The organism is Streptomyces sp. NPDC030021 (assembly GCF_055574035.1).
Genome location: NZ_JBVIAH010000008.1, coordinates 198,537 through 218,030 on the forward strand (window position 1 = coordinate 198,537; position 19,494 = coordinate 218,030).

A 19,494-nucleotide genomic window follows, 5' to 3' on the forward strand; every position below is an offset into this window, starting at 1 on the left:
GCCTCCGGCCCCGCTCAGCCCCCGTCGACCCCCACCGACTCGAACCGCCAGCGGTGCACCGCCCGCGTGATCAGGTCGGCCGCGGGTTCGGGCAGCTCGGGGAGGTCGGCCGCCACGCCTTCGGCGGCCTCCCACCAGGTGATCACGAGGACCCGGTCCTGCGGGGCGCGGAACACCTCGCGGCGCACCGGCTCCCGGGCGAGGACCTGGGCGCGGGCCCACTCCAGCAGCTCGTTGCCCCGGCCGTCGGCGGCCCGGGCCTCCCACATCAGCGCGACGGTGCTCACGAGTACAGGTTGTCCTTGCTCAGTTCGTGCACGTGGTCGTGATCGTGGGTGTGGCCATGGCCATGATCGTGCGTGTGCGTGTGCGCGGTACCCGGCACGTGCGGGTCCGTCACCGGCAGCGAGGAATCCGCCGACAGGTCCCAGTCCGATGCGGGCCGGTTCCGCTTGACCATCTCCGCGCCCAGCGCCGCGACCATCGCGCCGTTGTCCGTGCACAGCTTCGGCCGCGGTACGCGCAGCACGATCCCCGCGGCGTCGCACCGCTCCTGCGCCAGCGAGCGCAGCCGGGAATTGGCCGCGACGCCGCCGCCGATCATCAGGTGGTCGACGCCCTCGTCCTTGCACGCCCGGATCGCCTTGCGCGTGAGCACGTCCACCACGGCCTCCTGGAAGGACGCCGCCACATCGCGCACCGGGACGTCCTCGCCCGCGTTGCGCTTCGCCTCGATCCAGCGGGCGACGGCCGTCTTGAGCCCGGAGAAGGAGAAGTCGTACGCGGCGTCGCGCGGCCCCGTCAGCCCGCGCGGGAATTTGATCGCCTTCGGGTCGCCCTCGCGTGCGAGCCGGTCGATGACCGGACCGCCCGGGAAGCCCAGCTGGAGCACGCGCGCGATCTTGTCGAAGGCCTCGCCCGCCGCGTCGTCGATGGTCGCGCCGAGCGGCCGTACGTCGGAGGTGATGTCCGGGGCCAGCAGCAGCGAGGAGTGGCCGCCGGACACCAGCAGCGCCATCGTCGGCTCCGGCAGCGGCCCGTGCTCCAGCTGGTCCACGCAGATGTGGGAGGCCAGGTGGTTCACCCCGTACAGCGGCTTGCCGAGCGCGTACGCGTAGGCCTTGGCCGCCGAGACGCCCACGAGCAGCGCACCGGCGAGGCCGGGTCCCGCGGTGACGGCGATGCCGTCGAGGTCGCGGGCGCTGACCCCGGCCTCCTTCAGGGCGCGTTCGATGGTGGGGACCATCGCCTCCAGGTGGGCCCGCGAGGCCACCTCGGGCACGACGCCGCCGAAGCGGGCGTGCTCGTCGACGCTCGACGCGATCGCGTCCGCGAGCAGGGTGGTGCCACGGACGACGCCGACGCCGGTCTCGTCGCAAGAGGTCTCGATGCCGAGGACGAGCGGTTCGTCAGCCATTGCTCTCACTGCTCTCAGTTCGTGCTTGTGCGGGGTCGGTCAGTCGCATGACGAGCGCATCGACGTTGCCGGGCTGGTAGTAGCCGCGCCGGAAGCCGATGGGCTCGAAGCCGAAGCGCTCGTAGAGCTTCTGGGCGCGGGTGTTGTCCACCCGTACCTCCAGCAGCACCTCGGCGCACTCGAACGCGGTGGCGGCGCGCAGCAGGTCGGTCAGGAGCCGGGCGCCGAGCCCGGTCCCCCACTGGTCGCGCGCGGCCGCGATGGTCTGTACGTCGGCCAGGTCGCCGGCGGCGGCGAGTCCGGCGTAGCCGACCAGGCGGCCCGCCGCGTCCTCGGCGACGACGTAGCGGCGCGTGGCCTGCGGGCCGCGTGCGTGGGCGAGTTCGGACCAGAACATCCCGGCGGACCAGGCATCCTCGGGGAACAGCTCGTGCTCCAGTTCCAGTACGGGCCCGATGTCCCACCAGCGCATCTCGCGCAGCGTGTGGGGGGTCACTGCGGCGTGACCACCTTGTAGTTCTTGGGTACCTGGGCGTCGGGTCGGCGCAGGTAGAGCGGGGTCGGAGGCAGGCCCCCACTGTTTTCGAACGCCAGGCCCGCGGCCAGTCGTTCCACGGCCAGCGAGGCCAGCGCGGCGGCCGACTGGTGCTCGGGGCCCCGGGCGTCCTGGAACACCTCGGGGTACAGGAGCGCGCCCTGGCCGACCGCGGGCAGGCCCGCGACCTGCTCGGCGATGTCGGCCGGGCGGTCCACGGCGGGCTCGCCGACGCGCGTGCGCGGGTCCTCGTACCGGGCCCAGTAGACCTCCTTGCGCCGCGCGTCGGTGGCGACGGTGAAGGGGCCCTCGATACCGGCGGTCCCGGCGGCGTACGCGAGGCCGTCGAGCGTGCACAGGCCGTACACGGGCACGCCCAGCACGGCGGCGAAGGTGGAGGCGGTGACGAGGCCGACGCGCAGCCCGGTGTAGGGGCCGGGGCCGACGCCGACGACGATGCCGGTGACGGCTTCGAGCGTGACCCCGGCCTCGGCGAGGACCTTGTCCACGGAGGGCAGCAGGAGCTCCCCGTGGCGGCGGGCGTCGACCTGGTTCGACTCGGCGACGACGGACTCACCGTCGTGCAGGGCGACGGTGACGGCGGGCGTGGCGGTATCTACGGCGAGCAAGAGCACGCGAACAGCCTACGACTCCGGCGGCCGCACCCCTTGCGGCCGGTCTCGGAGCAGGGCGGCTGCTACCTTTCGACGGGGTACCGGACGTGGTATCAGTCGGCGCGGAGAGGTGGAGCAAGGTGGCACGCAGCAGCTCGGGAATCGTGGCCGGGCTCACCGCCGTGGCAGTGACCGTCGTCGGTTTCCTCGGCTACCAGGCTTCCGCCACGGCGCCCGTGCGTCCCCCGAAGGCCGCCGTGGCGGAGCCGGCCCCCGCCGCGAGCCCGGCCGCCAAGCAGGACCCGGCGAAGCCGGTGGCCGTGCCCGAGGGTTCCGGCACCGGGGTGCGCGTCGTGTACTCGGTGGGCCAGAAGCGGGTGTGGCTGGTCGGCGACCCCGCGCAGCCGCCGAAGTCGTTCACGGTGATGCCGAGCACGGTGCACCCGAAGCCGGGCGCCTACACGGTCGGGTCGCGCTCGGGTACGGTCACGGGCTCGGACGGCGTGCCGATCGAGCACGTCGTGCGGTTCGCCAGCACGGAGGGTGTGGCGGTCGGTTTCAGCGCCCGTACGGACGGCGCGCTGCCGGAGCCCGACCCGAACAAGAAGACCGGCGGCATCCGCATGACCCGTGCCGACGGCGACGCGATGTGGGCCTTCGCGACGATCACTTCGAAGGTCGTCGTCGTTCCCTGACGGATCGCCCGCGCTTCACCCGACCGGGTGACGGCGCTCCGCTCCTAGGCCGCTTCGGATTCCGGAGCGGCCTCTTCGTGTGCGGTGTCGGCCGGCCCGCCCGGGCTGGTGGCGTACTCGCGCGCGGGCGGCGTCGAGACGGCGGTGGCGGCCACGCCGGCGGCGAGGAGCGTCCACATGGAGACGGTGGACGGGCGGGGTTCGCGATGTGCTCCTGCTGGTGCCGACATGGCTGCCTCCTGGACCCGGGACACCGTACTTAGGCATACCTAAGAAACTCTCGGTACCATGTCACCACGAGGGCCGCCGACAGCGCAATATCTTGCCGACGAGTTGTCGGCACGTTTACTCCGAGAGGGCGCCCGCCAGGGCGTCCAGCCCGGCCCCGGCACTCCAGCGCGCCCCGACCCCGCGCACGAGGACCTCCCGTACGTCGTCCAGGACCTCCTCGTGGCCGACCGCCCGCGCGATCACCACGTGCAGCCGGTCGTCGGAGAGCTCCTCCACCTTGCCGTCGCCCCACTCCACGACGACCACGGACTCGGGCAGCGAGACGTCGAGGTCCAGGTCCTCCATCTCGTCCAGCCCGCCGCCCAGGCGGTACGCGTCCACGTGCACCAGCGCCGGTCCGCCGGTCAGCGAGGGGTGCACCCGGGCGATCACGAAGGTCGGCGAGGTCACGGCCCCGCGCACGCCCAGGCCCTCGCCGAGGCCGCGGGTGAGGGTGGTCTTGCCCGCGCCCAGCTCGCCGGTCAGCAGGACGAGGTCGCCGGGGCGCAGCAGGGCGGCGATCCTGCGGCCCAACTCCTGCATCGCGTCCGGGGAGTCGATGGTGATCCGGGTCTCCGCGCCGGGCACGGCCTCAGGTGCCGGCGCCTGGCTGCGCTGTGCTTCCAGCGGTACTTCTTCCATGCCCGCCAACGTTAGTCGCTGCGGGGACGGCCGCCGCCCCGGTGCGCGCCAGCAGCTCGGTGAGCAGCCGCGTCACGGTCTCCGGGCGTTCGAGCATCATGAGGTGCCCGGTGGACTCCAGGACCACGAGGTCGGCGCCGGGGAGCGCCTCCTTGATGGCGACGCTGTGCGCGGACGGGGTGACCATGTCGTTGTCCCCGGCTATGACCGTGACCGGCAGGTCCGCGAACAGCTGGAGCGCGGAGGTCTTGTCGTGGGTCTGGAAGGCCGGGTAGAACTCGGCGACCACGTCGATGGGCGTGGCCTCGATCAGCCGCTCCGCGAACCGCGCGACGCCCGGATCCACGTCCCGGGAGCCGAACGAGTACATCTTGATCATTCCGGCGAAGAGGTCCGCGGTGGCCCGGCGGCCCTTCTCCACCAGCTCCACCTGCGAGCCGAGCGCCTTGAGCACGCCCGGCAGGAGCCGGCGCACGGCTCCCATGCCGACGGCCGGAAGCCCGTACGTCACCTCGTCGAGGCGGCCGCTGGAGGTGCCGACCAGGGCCACGCCGACGACGCGGTCGCGGACGATCTCGGGGTACTGCTCGGCGAATCCCATGATGGTCATTCCGCCCATCGAGTGACCCACCAGGATCAGCGGCCCCTCGGGGGCGGTCGCGTCGATGACGGCCTTCAGGTCCCGGCCGAGCTGGTCGATACTCACCGGCTCGCCGTCCGCCTGGGCGAGGCCGCGGGCGCTGCGGCCATGGCTGCGCTGGTCCCAGTAGACCGCGCGGACCACACCGCGCAGGGCGGCGCGCTGGAAGTGCCAGGAGTCCTGGCCGAGGCAGTAGCCGTGGCAGAAGACGACGGTGGCCTGGGGCTCGGCCTTACGCCGCAGCCGCCGCCGCTTGCCGTCGTCGGGGAGCTCGTCGACCTCGTAGTAGAGCTCGGTGGCGTCCTCGGCCCGGCAGATTCCCTCGGCGCCGCGCAGGGACCCGTAGTCCCCGGCCGCGTCGAGTGCGAGGCGTGCCTTCATCCGCATGCCGCGCCCCACGGTGATCCGTTCGACCGCGACACCGGCCGCCGCGCCCGCGGCTATCACGCCGATGGCGGCGCCGGCCCAGCCGGCCTTGCGCCAGTTCTCGCTCACGCCGCCGCCCTCACTCCGCTCAGCCGCCCAGGTACACCCGGGGCACACGTGCACCGATACGGGTGACGATCTCATACGCGATCGTGTGCGCCGCTCGTGCCCAGTCCTCGGCGGTGGGTTCACCGCGCTCCGCGTCCCCGAAGATGACGGCCTCGTCACCCGCGCGGGCGTGGTCTCCCTCCAAGTCGACCACGAACTGGTCCATCGCGACGCGCCCGGCGACCTGGCGGATCTTGCCGGCGACGAGCACCGGGCCGAGGCCCGAGGCCTGCCGGGGGATGCCGTCGGCGTAACCGGCCGGGACCAGTGCGAGGGTCGTCTCGGCGTCGGTGACGTAGTGGTGGCCGTAGCTCACCCCCTGCCCGGCGGGGACCGTCTTGACCAGCGCGAGGGAGGCCTTGAGGGTCATCGCGGGCCGCAGGCCCAGCTGGGCCGGGGTGCCGAGCTCGGGGGCGGGCGAGACCCCGTAGACGGCCAGCCCGCAGCGCACCAGGTCGAAGTGGGACTCGGGCAGGGTCAGGGTGGCCGGCGAATTGGCGATGTGCCGGACCTCGGGCTCGACGCCCGCCTTCTCGGCGTACGCGAGCATGTCGCGGAAGGCGGCCAGCTGGAGCTGGATCGAGGGGTGCCCGGGCTCGTCGGCGCAGGCGAAGTGCGACCAGACGCCGGTGACCTGGACGGTTCCTTCGGCCTGGGCGGCGACGGCCGCTCCGACCAGGGCCTCCCAGTCGGCGGGCTGGCAGCCGTTGCGGCCGAGGCCGGTGTCGGCCTTGAGCTGGATGCGCGCGGTGCGGCCCGCCGCGCGGGCGGCCTCGCTGACCTCGTCGAGGGCCCACATGCCGCTGACGGAGACGTCGATATCGGCCTCGACGGCCTGCCGCCAGGGCCCGCCCGGCGTCCAGAGCCAGCACATGAGGCGCCCCTGGATCCCTGCGGCGCGGAGCGCGAGGGCCTCGTCGGGCGTGGCGGTCCCGAGCCAGGTGGCACCGGCTTCCTGGGCGGCCTTGGCGCACTCCAGGGCGCCGTGCCCGTAGGCGTTCGCCTTGACCACGGCCATCAACTCGGCCCTGGGCGCCCGCTCGCGCAGTGCGCGCACGTTCTCCCGTACGGCGTCAAGATCGATCTCGGCGTACACGCGCGTCGCTGTCTCGTTCATCGCCCCCAGTCTCTCAGAATCCCCGCCGGGCCCTGCGGGGGCTGGGCATTTCAGCTCCGCCGCGCCCATCCGGGTTCGCCGCGCCACTCCGGCCCCCGGCGTTTGAGGCGCGGGGGTCCGGCCCCGGCCCCGGCAACGGCGCCGCTGCGCGGAGCTGCTCCCCTCCCCGCCCTTTCACCGTTTCTCAGGGCTCCGCCCCGAACCCCGCTCCTCAAACGCCGGAGGGGCTGAAGATCCAGGCGCGGGGTTCGGGGCCGGCCCCGAACCAGCGGCGCCGCGGGCGGTCACGGTCCGCTGGCGTCGCGCCAGGCGGCCGGGAGGGCCTCGGCCACCTGGTGGGCCAGGAGCGGGCCCCCGACGCGGCGGGCCGCCAGGCCGTGGAGGTACGCGCCCACCGCGCCCGCGTCCGCCCCGGACAGGCCCCCCGCCAGCAGGGAGCCCGCCAGCCCGGACAGCACGTCCCCGCTGCCGGCGGTGGCCAGCCACGGGGTGCCTGTCGGATTCACCCGAACGGCTCCGCCGCCCGAGGCGACCAGCGTCGTCGAGCCCTTCAGCAGCACCGCCGCCCCGTACCGCTGCGCCAGCATCCGTACGGCGTCCAGCCGGCCCGCCTCCACCGACTCCCGCGACACGCCCAGCAGCGCCGCCGCCTCCCCCGCGTGCGGGGTCAGCAGGGTGGGGGCGCTCCGGGCCCGCAGCGCCGCCGCGTCCAGCCCGCGCAGCCCGTCCGCGTCGACCAGCACCGCCGTGTCCCCCGCCAGCAGCTGCGCGACCTCCCCGGCGCGCCCCTCGCCCAGCCCCGGGCCGACCACCCACGCCTGCACGCGGCCGGGCCCGATCAGCGTCTCGGGGTAGCGGGCGAGCACCGACTCCGCCGCCGGCCCCACGTACCGCACCGCGCCCGCGCCGCCCCGCAGTGCTCCCGCCACGGCCAGCACCGCCGCGCCCGGGTACTGCCCGGACCCGGCGACGATCCCGACCACGCCCCGCCGGTACTTGTCGCTCGTCGCCGTCGGCTCCGGCAGCAGCCCCGCCACATCGGCGTGCTGCAGGGCCTCCACCTCCGGCGACGGCAGTTCCAGCCCGATGCCGACGAGGTGCACCACGCCCGCGCGCGAGGCCCCGGGGTCGATCAGCAGGCCGGGCTTGTACGCCCCGAAGGTCACCGTCACATCGGCCGTCACGGCCGGACCCGCCACCTCCCCGGTGTCCGCGTCCACCCCGCTCGGCAGGTCCACAGCGACCACGGGGACCCCCGGCGGGATCCGCTCCACCAGGGCCGCGGCCGCCGGGCGCAGCCCGCCCCGCCCGCCGATCCCGAGCAGCCCGTCCAGGACGAGGTCCGCCCGCTGCGGGACCGACCGCGCGAGGTGTCCCCTGGCGGCCCGCAGCGCGGCCAGCCCGCCCGGGTGCATCCGCTCGGGGTCCATCGGCACGGCCGTCACCCCGGCCCCGCGCCGGGCCAGCCGGGCGCCCGCGTACAGCGCGTCGCCGCCGTTGTCCCCGGGGCCGACGAGCAGGACGACCCGGGCCCCGTACACCCCGCCGCGGGCCCGCCGCAGCAGCCCCGCGCACGCGGCGGCCAGGCCGGCCGCCGCCCGCTGCATCAGGGCGCCCTCGGGGAGCCGGGCCATCAGCTCCCGCTCGGCGGCCCGTACGGTCTCCACGCTGTAAGCAGTGCGCACGGACTGCCCCCTACCCTTCTGCGATCACCACGGCGGAGGCGACACCGGCGTCGTGGCTGAGCGAGATGTGCCAGGACTTCACGCCGAGGGCCAGCGCCCGCGCCTCGACCGTCCCGGACACGCGCAGCCGGGGCTGCCCGCTGTCCTCGACGTACACCTCGGCGTCGGTCCACAGCAGCCCGGCGGGCGCGCCGAGGGCCTTGGCGAGGGCCTCCTTGGCGGCGAACCGAGCGGCGAGCGAGGCGATCCCGCGCCGCTCGCCGCTCGGCAGCGTCAACTCGGCGTCGACGAACAGCCGCCCGGCCAGGTTCGGGGTGCGTTCCAGCGCCGCTCCGAACCGCTCGATCTCCGCTACGTCGATCCCGACGCCGATAATCACAACGACAACTCCACTGGCCTGGCGGACTACTACTCCACGGTCACCGACTTGGCGAGGTTACGCGGCTGGTCCACCTCGTTGCCGCGCGCCGTCGCCAGCTCGCACGCGAACACCTGCAGCGGGACCGTCGCCACCAGCGGCTGGAGCAGCGTCGGCGTCGCGGGGATCCGGATCAGGTGGTCGGCGTACGGGACGACCGCCTCGTCACCCTCCTCCGCGATCACGATGGTCCGCGCCCCGCGCGCCCGGATCTCCTGGATGTTCGACACGATCTTGTCGTGGAGCACCGACCGGCCGCGCGGCGACGGGACGACGACCACCACCGGCAGGTCCTTCTCGATCAGCGCGATCGGCCCGTGCTTGAGCTCGCCCGCCGCGAAGCCCTCGGCGTGCATGTACGCCAGCTCCTTGAGCTTGAGCGCGCCCTCCAGCGCCACCGGGTATCCGACGTGCCGTCCCAGGAACAGCACGGTGTTCTTGTCGGCGAGCGAGCGCGCGAGCTCCCGGACCGGCTCCATGGTCTCCAGCACGGTGTCCACCGCCGCGGCGATGTCGGACAGCTCGCGGATCACCGTCTCGATCTCGTCGCCCCACTTCGTGCCCCGGACCTGTCCGAGGTAGAGCGCGACCAGGTAGCAGGCCACCAGCTGCGTCAGGAAGGCCTTGGTCGAGGCGACGGCCACCTCGGGACCGGCGTGCGTGTACAGCACCGCATCCGATTCGCGCGGGATCGTCGACCCGTTCGTGTTGCAGACGGCCAGCACCTTGGCCCCCTGCTCGCGGGCGTGCCGCAGCGCCATCAGGGTGTCCATGGTCTCGCCGGACTGCGAGATCGCCACCACCAGCGTCCGCTGGTCCAGGATCGGGTCGCGGTAGCGGAACTCGCTCGCCAGCTCCGTCTCGCACGGGATGCGGGTCCAGTGCTCGATGGCCAGCTTCGCGATCATGCCCGCGTGGTACGCCGTACCGCACGCCACGATCACGACCTTGTCGACCTCCCTGAGCACCGAGACGGGGATGCGCACCTCGTCCAGGGTCAGCGAGCCGCTCGCGTCGATCCTGCCCAGGAGGGTGTCGGCGACGGCCTTCGGCTGCTCGGCGATCTCCTTGAGCATGAAGTAGTCGTAGCCCCCCTTCTCGGCCGCCGAGGCGTCCCAGTCCACGTGGTACGCCCGCACGGTCGCGGCCGAACCGTCGAAGTTGGTCACCGTGACGCCCTCGCGGCGGAGCTCGACGACCTGGTCCTGCCCCAGCTCGATCGCGGACCGCGTGTGGGCGATGAACGCGGCCACGTCCGAGGCGAGGAAGTTCTCACCCTCTCCGACGCCCACCACCAGGGGCGAGTTCCGGCGCGCGCCGACCACCGCGTCCGGCTCGTCGGCGTGCACGGCGACCAGGGTGAAGGCGCCTTCCAGACGCCGGCACACCTGCCGCATGGCCTCCGCGAGATCGCCGGTGGCCGAGAACTGCTCCGCCAGCAGGTGCGCCACGACCTCGGTGTCCGTCTCGGACTCCAGCCGGTGTCCGCGCTCGGCCAGCTCGGCCCGGAGCGCGGCAAAGTTCTCGATGATGCCGTTGTGCACGACGGCCACGTGCCCCGAGTTGTCGAGGTGCGGGTGGGCGTTGGCGTCGGTGGGCCCGCCGTGGGTCGCCCACCGGGTGTGCCCGAGCCCCGTGGAACCGGTCGGCAGCGGGTGCCCGACCAGCTCCTTCTCCAGATTGACGAGCTTCCCGGCCTTCTTGACGGCCGCCAGGCCGCCGTCCGCGAGCACGGCGACCCCGGCCGAGTCGTAGCCGCGGTACTCCAGCCGCTTGAGTCCGGCGATGACCACATCGAGCGCCGACTGCGCTCCCACGTAACCCACAATTCCGCACATACGCCGCAGCGTACGCCGTAGTTGGCCGTCTGCCCCGTAGCCGAACAAGACGAAAAACCCGCCCCGGCGCGTGCGCCGGGGCGGGTTGACGTGTCGTCGGGCAGGCGTCAGCCGAGCTTCTTCACCTGGGCGTCGACGACGTCCTTCGGCTGCTCGGCGGCGCCGGCCAGGCTCACGGCCGAGAAGGTCGCCAGGGTGCTGCCCTTGCGGACGACCACGAGCTCCATGCTCATCGGCTCGCCGTCCGCGTCACCCGTCACGGTGTACGCGAGGGCCTCGTCGCCCGCGGTGACGGCGGCACCCGGGGCCACCTTCGTGATCTTCAGCGAGTCGCCGCCCTGGCCGCCCGTGTAGCCGCCGGCGCAGGCCGTGCCCGCCGTCTTGATGGTGGCGAAGGCCTCCGCGGCGCCCTTGCCCTCGTACGAGTGGAGGGCGACCGAGGTGGCGGTGGCGCCCAGGGCGTCCAGACCGGCCTTGAGCTTCTCCTCGGGGCTGGCGTCGGCGGCCGGCTCCTTGCCCTTGGCGATGGCCTTGGTCCCGGCCGTGCCCGCGGCGGTGCCGATCGGGGCCATCGACTGGGCGGAGACCAGCGGCTGGCACTCCGGCTTGTCGCTCTTGGTGCCGGACGCGGCGGCGATCTCGGCCGGGGTGGCCGCCTTGACCACGTGCTTGGGCAGGTCGGCCTGGACCACGAGCACGCCGGCCAGTTCGGCGGTGGTCTTCGCCTTGGCGGCCGGGGCGGCCGACGTCGCCGCCGCCTCGGACGGCTTGGCGTCCGCCTTGGTGTCGGCCTTGTCGGAGCCGCAGGCGGTGGCCAGCAGGGCCAGGGACACCGCGGACGCGGTCAGGACGGTACGACGGACAAGGGCGGTACGCACGAAAGATCTCCCCCATGGAGTACGACAGCGGCAGGGCAGCCCGAACCGCGCCCCTCGAAGCGGGGCGTAGCCATGACTGCGGTGATCAACAATGTACGGGGCGATGGATCACCCCGTCGTCCCAGGCTGTGTTCGCGGCCGATCGTGACCCGGACGAGACCCCAAGAATTTCCAATCGCAACCACCCGGCGTACAACCCGGGCCGCACCGGCCACCCTGTCCGGTACCGGCCCCTCCCGCTCCGCACGTGACCGACCACACCACCCACAACCGCCCCGCAGCCCCGACAATGGCGGTGTGATCACTTCGCCGCCACGAAGCAACACGCCGGACAACGCAACGGAGCGCACCGGCCGGGACGGGCACCCCACCCGCCCCGCACACCGCCGGGGCCCCGAGGCCTCGCCCTACGTCGACCTCACCCGCGCCGAGTGGAGCGCCCTGCGGGAGCGGACCCCGCTGCCGCTGACCGCCGACGAGGTGGAGCGGCTGCGCGGCCTCGGTGACGTCATCGACCTCGACGAGGTCCGCGACGTCTACCTGCCGCTGTCCCGGCTCCTCAACCTCTACGTCGGCGCCACCAGCAACCTGCGGGGCACCCTCAACACCTTCCTCGGCGACGCGGGCAACGGGCACGGCGCCCAGCAGGGCACCCCCTTCGTCATAGGCGTCGCCGGTTCGGTCGCCGTCGGCAAGTCCACCGTGGCGCGCCTGCTGCAGGCGCTGCTGGCCCGCTGGCCCGAGCACCCGCGCGTGGAGCTGGTCACCACCGACGGCTTCCTGTACCCGATGAAGGAGCTCCAGCGGCGTGGGCTGACCTCCCGCAAGGGGTTCCCGGAGTCCTACGACCGCCGCGCGCTCACCCGCTTCGTCGCCGACATCAAGGCCGGCAAGGACGAGGTGCGGGCCCCGGTCTACTCGCACCTCATCTACGACATCGTCCCCGGCGAGGAACTCGTCGTCCGCCGCCCGGACATCCTCATCGTCGAGGGCCTCAACGTGCTCCAGCCGGCCCTCCCCGGCACGGACGGCCGTACCCGCGTCGCCCTCGCCGACTACTTCGACTTCAGCGTGTACGTGGACGCGCGCCCCGAGGACATCGAGCGCTGGTACCTGAACCGCTTCCGGAAGCTGCGCGCGACCGCGTTCCAGAATCCCTTCTCCTACTTCCGCAAGTACACCCAGGTCTCCGAGGAGGAGGCCATGGAGTACGCGCAGACGATGTGGCGGACGATCAACCGGCCCAACCTGCTGGAGAACGTGGCGCCCACCCGCGGCCGGGCCACCCTCGTCGTCCGCAAGGGACCCGACCACAAGGTGCAGAAGCTGAGCCTCCGCAAGCTCTAGTCGGCAGTCGCCAGGGGGTGTCCTGTCGGTCGGGCCGGATCAGGGAGCACCGCGAGCCCGGCCTGGTCGGCAAGGCATCCCCTAGGGTGCGGGAATGCTGCATCTGCGGATGATCACCCCGCATCACCTCACCGACCGGGTGGTGGCGCTGATCGACCGGACGGTCGGGACCACCCATCTGGTCGTACTGACCGGCGCCGCCCGCGACCCCGAGGGCGATCTCGTCCTGTGCGACGTCGCCCGCGAGGCGGCCGACGAACTGCTGCAGGAGATGCGCTCGCTCGGCATCGGCGAGACCGGTTCGATCGCCGTCGAGAACATCGACCTGTCGATCTCCAGACGCGCCGACGGCGCCGAGGAGGAGGCACCCGGCGAGGCCGCCGACGCGGTGGTCTGGGAGCAGCTCGCCGAGTCGACGCACGAGGAATCCACCCTCACGATCACCTACGCCGCATTCATGATCATCGCGACGATGATCGCGGCATGCGGTGTGGTCCTGGACAACGCGATCCTGATCGTGGGCGCCATGGCGGTCGGCCCGGAGTTCGGCCCGCTCGCCGGCATCTGCACGGGCCTGGTGCAGCGCCGTCCGAGGCTCGCCGGGCGTTCGTTCTTCGCGCTGGTGGTCGGCTTCACGGCGGCGATCGTGGCGACGACGGTCTTCAGTCTGGTGATGAACGCACTCGGCCTGTTCCACGAGGGAATGCTCGACAATGCGCGGCCGAACACCAGCTTCATCTGGCAGCCCGATCCGTTCTCCTTCGTCGTGGCGCTGCTCGCCGGTGTGGCCGGCATGCTGTCGCTGACCTCGGCGAAGGCCGGTGCGCTGGTCGGCGTCGCGATCTCCGTCACCACCGTCCCGGCGGGCGCCAACGCCGCCGTGGCGCTCAGCTACGGCGATCTCGGCCAGATGTGGGGCTCGGGCATCCAGCTGGCGCTCAATCTGGGCGGCATCATCCTCGCGGGCACGCTCACCCTCATCTGCTGGAAACTGCTGTGGCGCACCCAGCAGGGCCGGATGGTCCGGAAGCCGGGTGCGCCACACGGGCCGGGCGGAGCCCGGCGGAATTTCTAGCCCAGCGCGGACTTCACGACGTCCGCGAGGCGGCCGGCGACCGAGCGGGCCTGCTCGATGTCGGCGGCCTCGACCATCACCCGTACGAGCGGCTCCGTGCCGGAGGGACGCAGCAGCACCCGCCCGGTGGTGCCCAGCTCGCGCTCGGCGTCGGTGACCGCCGCGGCCAGTTCGGCGGAGGTGGTGACGCGGGACCTGTCCACGTCGGGAACGTTGATGAGCACCTGCGGCAGCCGCTGCATGACGCCCGCCAGCTCGGCGAGGGACTTGCCGGTGGCCGCGACGCGCGCCGCCAGCAGCAGGCCGGTCAGCGTGCCGTCGCCGGTCGTCGCGTGGTCGAGGATGATCACGTGGCCGGACTGCTCGCCGCCGAGCGCGTAGCCGTGCTCCTTCATCGACTCCAGCACGTAGCGGTCGCCGACGCCGGTCTGCACGACCTGGATGCCCTCGGCCTCCATGGCCAGCTTGAAGCCCAGGTTGGACATCACGGTGCCGACCACCGTGTTCTCGCGGAGCTGGCCGGCCTCGCGCATGGCCAGGGCCAGTACGGCGAGGATCTGGTCGCCGTCGATCTCCTCGCCGGAGCCGTCCACGGCCAGGCAGCGGTCGGCGTCGCCGTCGTGCGCGATGCCGAAGTCGGCGCCGTGCTCGACCACGGCCGCCTTGAGCAGGCCGAGGTGGGTGGAGCCGCAGCCGTCGTTGATGTTGAGGCCGTTGGGCTCGGCCCCGATCGTGACGATCTCCGCGCCGGCCCGGGTGAACGCCTCGGGCGAGACGTACGCGGCCGCGCCGTGGGCCTCGTCGAGGACGACCTTCAGGCCGTCGAGGCGGTTCGGGAGGACACCGATGAGGTGGGCGACGTACCGGTCGAAGCCCTCGGTGTAGTCGGAGACGCGGCCGACGCCGGAGCCGGTGGGCCGGTCCCAGGGAGCGCCGGTGCGGTGCTGCTCGTAGGTCGACTCGATGCGGTCCTCCAGCTCGTCGGCGAGCTTGTGGCCGCCGCGCGCGAAGAACTTGATGCCGTTGTCGGGCATGGCGTTGTGGCTGGCGGAGAGCATCACGCCGAGGTCGGCGCCCAGCGCACCGGTGAGATACGCCACCGCCGGGGTGGGCAGCACACCGACGCGCAGGACGTCCACGCCCGCGCTCGCGAGGCCGGCCACGACCGCGGCCTCCAGGAATTCGCCGGAGGCACGGGGGTCCCGGCCGACCACCGCGGTCGCCCGGTGGCCCTCGAAGGTGCCCGCCTCGGCGAGTACGTGGGCAGCCGCCACGGAGAGGCCGAGCGCGAGCTCCGCCGTCAGATCCGCGTTGGCAACGCCGCGTACACCGTCCGTCCCGAAGAGTCGTCCCACTGTTGTCCTCCCGAGTTTCCGCTTCGCGTATGACCGCTTGTGACAGATATTTGCCGCTTGTGGCGGTAAACGAACCGCCCCGGCAGCACAGAGAGTGCTGCCGGGGCGGTTTCGTTGCAGAACAGCAGGCGCAGATTAACGCTTGCTGTACTGCGGAGCCTTACGGGCCTTCTTGAGACCGGCCTTCTTGCGCTCGACCGCACGGTCGTCGCGGGAGAGGAAGCCGGCCTTCTTCAGCGCCGGGCGGTTGTTGTCCACGTCCGCCTCGTTCAGCGCACGGGCCACACCGAGGCGCAGGGCGCCGGCCTGGCCGGAGACGCCGCCACCCGAGATGCGGGCGATGACGTCGTAGCGGCCGTCAAGCTCAAGGAGCTTGAAGGGCTCGTTGACTTCCTGCTGGTGCACCTTGTTGGGGAAGTAGTCCTCAAGGGTGCGACCGTTGATCTTCCACTTGCCGGTGCCCGGAACGATCCGGACGCGGGCGATGGCGTTCTTGCGACGGCCCAGGCCGGCAGCCGGCTGGGGGTCGCCGAAGCGACCGGCAAGGGACTCGGAGGTGTAGTCGCCCTCGACGACGACCTCAGACTCGCTGGTGTACTCCTCGACGTTGCCCTCGAACTCGTCGACGGGGGTCGTCTCGGCGGTGGTCTCGGCCACGATGCTCCTCAGAATTTTCTACGTCTTAGGGGGTGGCCGGAACTACTGCGCGACCTGGGTGATCTCGAACGGCACCGGCTGCTGGGCAGCGTGGGGGTGCTGGTCGCCCGAGTAGACCTTCAGCTTCGAGAGCATCTGACGGCCCAGGGTGTTCTTGGGGAGCATGCCCTTGATGGCCTTCTCGACGGCCTTCTCCGGGTTGTTCGCCAGGAGGTCGTCGTAGCGCACCGAGCGGAGACCACCCGGGTAGCCGGAGTGGCGGTACGCCATCTTCTGCGACGCCTTGTTGCCGGACAGGTGAACCTTGTCGGCGTTGACGATGATGACGAAGTCGCCCATGTCCATGTGGGGGGCGTAAGTCGGCTTGTGCTTGCCGCGCAGGAGGGCTGCGGCCTGGGTCGCCAGACGGCCGAGGACAACGTCCTGGGCGTCGATGACGAGCCACTGGCGCGAGATGTCGCCGGGCTTGGGGCTGAACGTACGCACGCGTATGCCTTCGCTTCTTCGGTGGTGGTATCCCAAGGGCGCAAGCCCCAACGGGAAGGTCCTGACAGGGTCACCACGGACGATCACGACAGCCCTCATTCACAACGGGGACGCAACCCGTGTGAACTGCTGGTCATCGGTCCGGTGGACCGGCGCAAGGCCCTTTCACGTGAGAATGAGAAAGCCAATACGCATAACAAACCAGCAGGATACCCAAGCAGACCCGTACGGGTCAAAACGCGGTCCGCGATGCCGATTCTGCTGGCGTCGCGGCGCACTCCGGTTCGGTCCTGGGTGGGGACCCCGCAGTTGTTACGGGCTCCAGAGTAACCCGCCCGGAGCGCAGTGCACGACGCGCCAGCACGATCGCGAGTCCGCACAGGGTGGCGCAGTCCTTGAAGGCGCGCCGTTTGGCCTCCAGCTCGGACGGCCACGGAATGCCCGCCACCTGGGGTCCCAGCGCCGCCCAGAACCAGGGCGAACGCGCCGCCGCGTCCGTCCGCACCACCGACGCCATCAGCAGCGGCAGGACCACCAGCAGGTAGTGGTCGAAGGACGGCCGCGACACCAGAAATGCGGCGAGCATCACCATGCAGGCCGTCTCCACCAGGCGCAGCTCGCCCCCGTCGGTGTCCTCCCGCCGCCACCGCACCCAGGCCGCCCACAGGCCCGCCGCGGCCCCCGCGAAGGCCACCAGCACCGCCAGCGGCACCGGCACCCCCAGCCGCGGCAGCACGGCGATCGGCGAGGCGTCCCACGGCAGCGCATACGAGTCCTGTCCCTGGAGCAGGAAGGGCAGGGTCTTGGTGAAGAACAGCGAGGGGCTCGGCATCAGCAGCGCACCGGCCAGCGAGAACCCCAGCGGCACCAGCACGGCCGCAGCCAGCCCCCGCCACCGCCGGGCGACCAGGAAGAGCAGCCCGAGCGGCACGAGCATCGGCTTGCACGCGATCGCGAGCCCCACCACCAGCCCGGCCGACCCCCACGAGCGCCGCTGCGCGAGCAGCAGCGCCACCGGCAGGGCGGCCGCCGAGATGGCGGTCCAGTTGCCGATCAGCACGAGGTTGACGTACGGCTTGTAGGCGAGGGCGAACACCGCGAAGCCGCCGACCGCGAAGCGCGAGCGCAGCGGCACCGCGAATATCCGCAGCGCGGCCAGCCAGCCGGCGCCCAGCAGCCCCGACATCCCGAGCGGGAGCAGCCACCGCAGCACCTCACGCGGCAGCAGCGCCTCGGGAACCGCCATGATCACTGCACTGGGCAGGTAGAGGAAGCGCTTGTCCTCGTACGGTGACCCGCCCGCCAGCAGCGTCTCCGCGGCCTTGACCACGAACGCGTTGTCGGAGCCCCAGTTCGCCCGCAGGCTCGTGGAGACGGCGATCCCGAGGAGCACCGCGAGGGAGACCACCTGCCAGGACCGGGCGGCCGGCTGCAGCAGCCAGTCGATCAGCCTGTTCCCGGTTCCCCCGCCCCCCGCTTCCGCGTCCCCGGCGCCCTCGTCCCCGGCACCCCGGTTCCTGACGCCCTGGTTCTCCCACTTCATCAGCCAGATGCTAGGCCGCAGCCCCACGACGCCTGCCCCTCACTCGACCGAGGGGGCCACGGTCTCCCCCTAGCGCTTGCGTTCGACTCTACGTTCGTCCCAGACGGGTTCCTGAGTCTCCCGCACAACACCGTCCGAACCGAAGACCAGGTAACGGTCAAATGTGCGCGCGAACCACCGGTCGTGCGTGACGCACAGCACAGTGCCGTCGTACGCCTCCAGTCCGTCCTGCAGGGCCTCCGCCGACTCCAGGTCCAGGTTGTCCGTCGGCTCGTCCAGCAGCAGCGCCGTGGTGCCCGCCAGCTCCAGCAGCAGGATCTGGAAGCGCGCCTGCTGCCCGCCCGAGAGCTTCTCGAACGGCTGGTCGCCCTGGCGCTCCAGCTCGTACCGGCGCAGGGCGCCCATCGCCTGCCCCAGGGGCTTCGCCGCCTCCGTCCACAGGATGTCGACGAGGGTCCGCCCGAAGAGCTCCGGGTGGGCGTGGGTCTGTGCGAAGTGGCCGGGAACCACCCGCGCGCCCAGCTTCCACGTGCCCGTGTGCTTGACGTCCTCGCCCGCCATCAGGCGCAGGAAGTGCGACTTGCCCGAGCCGTTCGAGCCGAGGACCGCGACCCGCTCCCCGTAGAAGACCTCCAGGGAGAAGGGCTTCATCAGGCCGGTCAGCTCCAGGTTCTCCACGGTCAGGGCGCGCACGCCCGTACGCCCGCCCTTGAGCCGCATCCGGATGTCCTGCTCCCGCGGCGGCTCCGGCGGCGGGCCGGCCTCCTCGAACTTCTGGAAGCGCGTCTGCATCGCTCGGTACCGCGAGGCCATGTCGGGGCTGCTCGCGGCCTGGTTGCGCAGCCGCAGCACCAGCGCCTTCAGCCGCGCGTGCTCCTCGTCCCAGCGCCGCTTGAGCTCCTCGAAGCGCGCGAAGCGCTCCTTGCGGGCGTCGTGGTAGGTGGCGAAGCCGGCGCCGTGCACCCAGACGTCGGAGCCCGTCGGGCTCGCCTCCAGGCTGATGATCTTCTCCGCGGCCTGTGTCAGCAGCTCCCGGTCGTGGGAGACGAAGAGCACCGTCTTGCGGGTGGCCTTCAGCTGCTCCTCCAGCCAGCGCTTGCCGGGGACGTCCAGATAGTTGTCCGGCTCGTCGAGCAGCAGCACCTCGTCGGGCCCGCGCAGCAGCGCCTCCAGCACGAGGCGCTTCTGCTCACCGCCCGACAGCGTGCGCACCTCGCGGAACTGCGCGGTGTCGTACGGAATCGCCAGCGCGGCCATGGTGCAGACGTCCCACAGCGTCTCCGCCTCGTACCCCTGGACGTCCGCCCAGTCGCTCAGCGCCTGCGCGTAGGCCATCTGGGCGGCCTCGTCGTCCACCGTCAGGATCAGCTGCTCGGCGCGGTCCACCGCCTTGGCGGCCTCCCGGATGCGCGGCTGGGCCACCGAGACCAGCAGGTCCCGTACGGTCGTCTCGTCCCGCACCGAGCCCACGAACTGCGACATCACGCCGAGGCCGCCGGAGACGGTGATCCCGCCGCCGTGCGGCTGGAGCTCGCCGGAGATCATCTTCAGCAGGGTGGTCTTGCCGGCCCCGTTCGCCCCGACGAGCGCGACGACCGACCCCTCCCCCACGCGGAAGGAGACGTCAGGGAGCAGTACCCGCCCGTCGGGAAGGTAGTACTCCAGGTGGCTGGCTTCGAGATGTCCCATGCCGGGCATTGTCCCGGTCCGGCGCCGATCCGCCCAAACGGATTAGCCGCACGCCTGCG

The 19,494-nt window shown here is 72.2% G+C and carries 20 protein-coding genes; 3 read left to right on the top strand and 17 right to left on the bottom strand.

What is annotated here, in order from left to right:
- Nucleotides 1-14 precede the first annotated feature (14 nt).
- The 4 genes from ACZ4YL_RS18125 to tsaB are packed head-to-tail and all read right to left on the bottom strand — an operon-like array spanning nt 15 to nt 2,587.
- A complete protein-coding gene (locus ACZ4YL_RS18125; RefSeq protein WP_389119695.1) occupies nt 15-287 on the bottom strand; it encodes a hypothetical protein in 273 nt (90 codons plus the stop codon).
- The gene (tsaD, locus tag ACZ4YL_RS18130; protein ID WP_468117527.1) at nt 284-1,417 is read right to left on the bottom strand and encodes a tRNA (adenosine(37)-N6)-threonylcarbamoyltransferase complex transferase subunit TsaD; all 1,134 of its coding nucleotides are present in this window, start codon (nt 1,415-1,417) and stop codon (nt 284-286) included. The genes ACZ4YL_RS18125 and tsaD overlap by 4 nt, the downstream gene beginning before the upstream one ends.
- Nucleotides 1,410-1,889: a ribosomal protein S18-alanine N-acetyltransferase gene (rimI, locus tag ACZ4YL_RS18135; protein WP_202203724.1), complete on the bottom strand. Its 480-nt coding sequence runs from the start codon at nt 1,887-1,889 to the stop codon at nt 1,410-1,412. The genes tsaD and rimI overlap by 8 nt, the downstream gene beginning before the upstream one ends.
- A gap of 20 nt (nt 1,890-1,909) precedes the next feature.
- Nucleotides 1,910-2,587 (bottom strand): tRNA (adenosine(37)-N6)-threonylcarbamoyltransferase complex dimerization subunit type 1 TsaB, encoded by a 678-nt coding sequence (tsaB, locus tag ACZ4YL_RS18140; RefSeq protein ID WP_468117529.1) that lies wholly within the window; start codon nt 2,585-2,587, stop codon nt 1,910-1,912.
- A gap of 119 nt (nt 2,588-2,706) precedes the next feature.
- Between tsaB and ACZ4YL_RS18145 the strand changes: the two genes are divergently transcribed.
- Nucleotides 2,707-3,261, top strand: coding sequence for a hypothetical protein (locus ACZ4YL_RS18145; protein WP_468117531.1), 555 nt, complete (start codon nt 2,707-2,709; stop codon nt 3,259-3,261).
- A 44-nt stretch (nt 3,262-3,305) separates the two neighbouring features.
- Here ACZ4YL_RS18145 and ACZ4YL_RS18150 read toward each other — a convergent pair whose 3' ends face one another.
- The 8 genes from ACZ4YL_RS18150 to ACZ4YL_RS18185 form a co-directional block, all read right to left on the bottom strand.
- Entirely contained in the window at nt 3,306-3,491 is a 186-nt protein-coding gene (locus tag ACZ4YL_RS18150; RefSeq protein WP_468117533.1) for a hypothetical protein, read from the bottom strand.
- Nucleotides 3,492-3,606: 115 nt separating this feature from the next.
- Nucleotides 3,607-4,173 (bottom strand): tRNA (adenosine(37)-N6)-threonylcarbamoyltransferase complex ATPase subunit type 1 TsaE, encoded by a 567-nt coding sequence (gene tsaE / locus ACZ4YL_RS18155; RefSeq protein WP_468117535.1) that lies wholly within the window; start codon nt 4,171-4,173, stop codon nt 3,607-3,609.
- A complete protein-coding gene (locus ACZ4YL_RS18160; protein WP_468117536.1) occupies nt 4,124-5,383 on the bottom strand; it encodes an alpha/beta fold hydrolase in 1,260 nt (419 codons plus the stop codon). Before ACZ4YL_RS18160 ends, tsaE begins: the two co-directional genes overlap by 50 nt.
- Nucleotides 5,328-6,464, bottom strand: a complete 1,137-nt coding sequence (gene alr / locus ACZ4YL_RS18165; RefSeq protein ID WP_468117538.1) for an alanine racemase — start codon at nt 6,462-6,464, stop codon at nt 5,328-5,330. The genes ACZ4YL_RS18160 and alr overlap by 56 nt, the downstream gene beginning before the upstream one ends.
- Before the next feature lie 284 nt (nt 6,465-6,748).
- Nucleotides 6,749-8,149: an NAD(P)H-hydrate dehydratase gene (locus ACZ4YL_RS18170; protein WP_468117539.1), complete on the bottom strand. Its 1,401-nt coding sequence runs from the start codon at nt 8,147-8,149 to the stop codon at nt 6,749-6,751.
- A gap of 10 nt (nt 8,150-8,159) precedes the next feature.
- Complete coding sequence (locus ACZ4YL_RS18175) at nt 8,160-8,528, bottom strand: holo-ACP synthase (protein ID WP_189733332.1); 369 nt, start codon at nt 8,526-8,528, stop codon at nt 8,160-8,162.
- A gap of 29 nt (nt 8,529-8,557) precedes the next feature.
- Nucleotides 8,558-10,405: a glutamine--fructose-6-phosphate transaminase (isomerizing) gene (glmS, locus tag ACZ4YL_RS18180; RefSeq protein ID WP_468117540.1), complete on the bottom strand. Its 1,848-nt coding sequence runs from the start codon at nt 10,403-10,405 to the stop codon at nt 8,558-8,560.
- Nucleotides 10,406-10,512: 107 nt separating this feature from the next.
- Nucleotides 10,513-11,283 carry a hypothetical protein gene (locus tag ACZ4YL_RS18185; RefSeq protein WP_468117542.1) on the bottom strand — a complete coding sequence of 257 codons (771 nt, stop codon included), beginning with the start codon at nt 11,281-11,283 and terminating at the stop codon, nt 10,513-10,515.
- A 297-nt stretch (nt 11,284-11,580) separates the two neighbouring features.
- On the opposite strand from ACZ4YL_RS18185, the gene coaA reads away from it, so the two are divergent.
- The gene (coaA, locus tag ACZ4YL_RS18190; protein ID WP_301367595.1) at nt 11,581-12,630 is read left to right on the top strand and encodes a type I pantothenate kinase; all 1,050 of its coding nucleotides are present in this window, start codon (nt 11,581-11,583) and stop codon (nt 12,628-12,630) included.
- 94 nt (nt 12,631-12,724) lie between these two features.
- Complete coding sequence (locus tag ACZ4YL_RS18195; RefSeq protein WP_468117543.1) at nt 12,725-13,705, top strand: DUF389 domain-containing protein; 981 nt, start codon at nt 12,725-12,727, stop codon at nt 13,703-13,705.
- Here ACZ4YL_RS18195 and glmM read toward each other — a convergent pair.
- The 5 genes from glmM to ACZ4YL_RS18220 all read right to left on the bottom strand — a co-directional run bounded on the left by glmM (nt 13,702) and on the right by ACZ4YL_RS18220 (nt 19,444).
- The gene (gene glmM, locus ACZ4YL_RS18200) at nt 13,702-15,060 is read right to left on the bottom strand and encodes a phosphoglucosamine mutase (RefSeq protein ID WP_468117545.1); all 1,359 of its coding nucleotides are present in this window, start codon (nt 15,058-15,060) and stop codon (nt 13,702-13,704) included. The genes ACZ4YL_RS18195 and glmM overlap by 4 nt on opposite strands.
- Before the next feature lie 135 nt (nt 15,061-15,195).
- Nucleotides 15,196-15,717, bottom strand: coding sequence for a 30S ribosomal protein S9 (gene rpsI, locus ACZ4YL_RS18205; RefSeq protein WP_150258789.1), 522 nt, complete (start codon nt 15,715-15,717; stop codon nt 15,196-15,198).
- A gap of 42 nt (nt 15,718-15,759) precedes the next feature.
- Nucleotides 15,760-16,203, bottom strand: coding sequence for a 50S ribosomal protein L13 (rplM, locus tag ACZ4YL_RS18210; protein ID WP_008739660.1), 444 nt, complete (start codon nt 16,201-16,203; stop codon nt 15,760-15,762).
- A 232-nt stretch (nt 16,204-16,435) separates the two neighbouring features.
- Nucleotides 16,436-17,746, bottom strand: coding sequence for a glycosyltransferase family 87 protein (locus ACZ4YL_RS18215; protein ID WP_468117548.1), 1,311 nt, complete (start codon nt 17,744-17,746; stop codon nt 16,436-16,438).
- A 69-nt stretch (nt 17,747-17,815) separates the two neighbouring features.
- Entirely contained in the window at nt 17,816-19,444 is a 1,629-nt protein-coding gene (locus ACZ4YL_RS18220; RefSeq protein WP_393785322.1) for an ABC-F family ATP-binding cassette domain-containing protein, read from the bottom strand.
- Between the last annotated feature and the right edge of the window lie 50 nt (nt 19,445-19,494).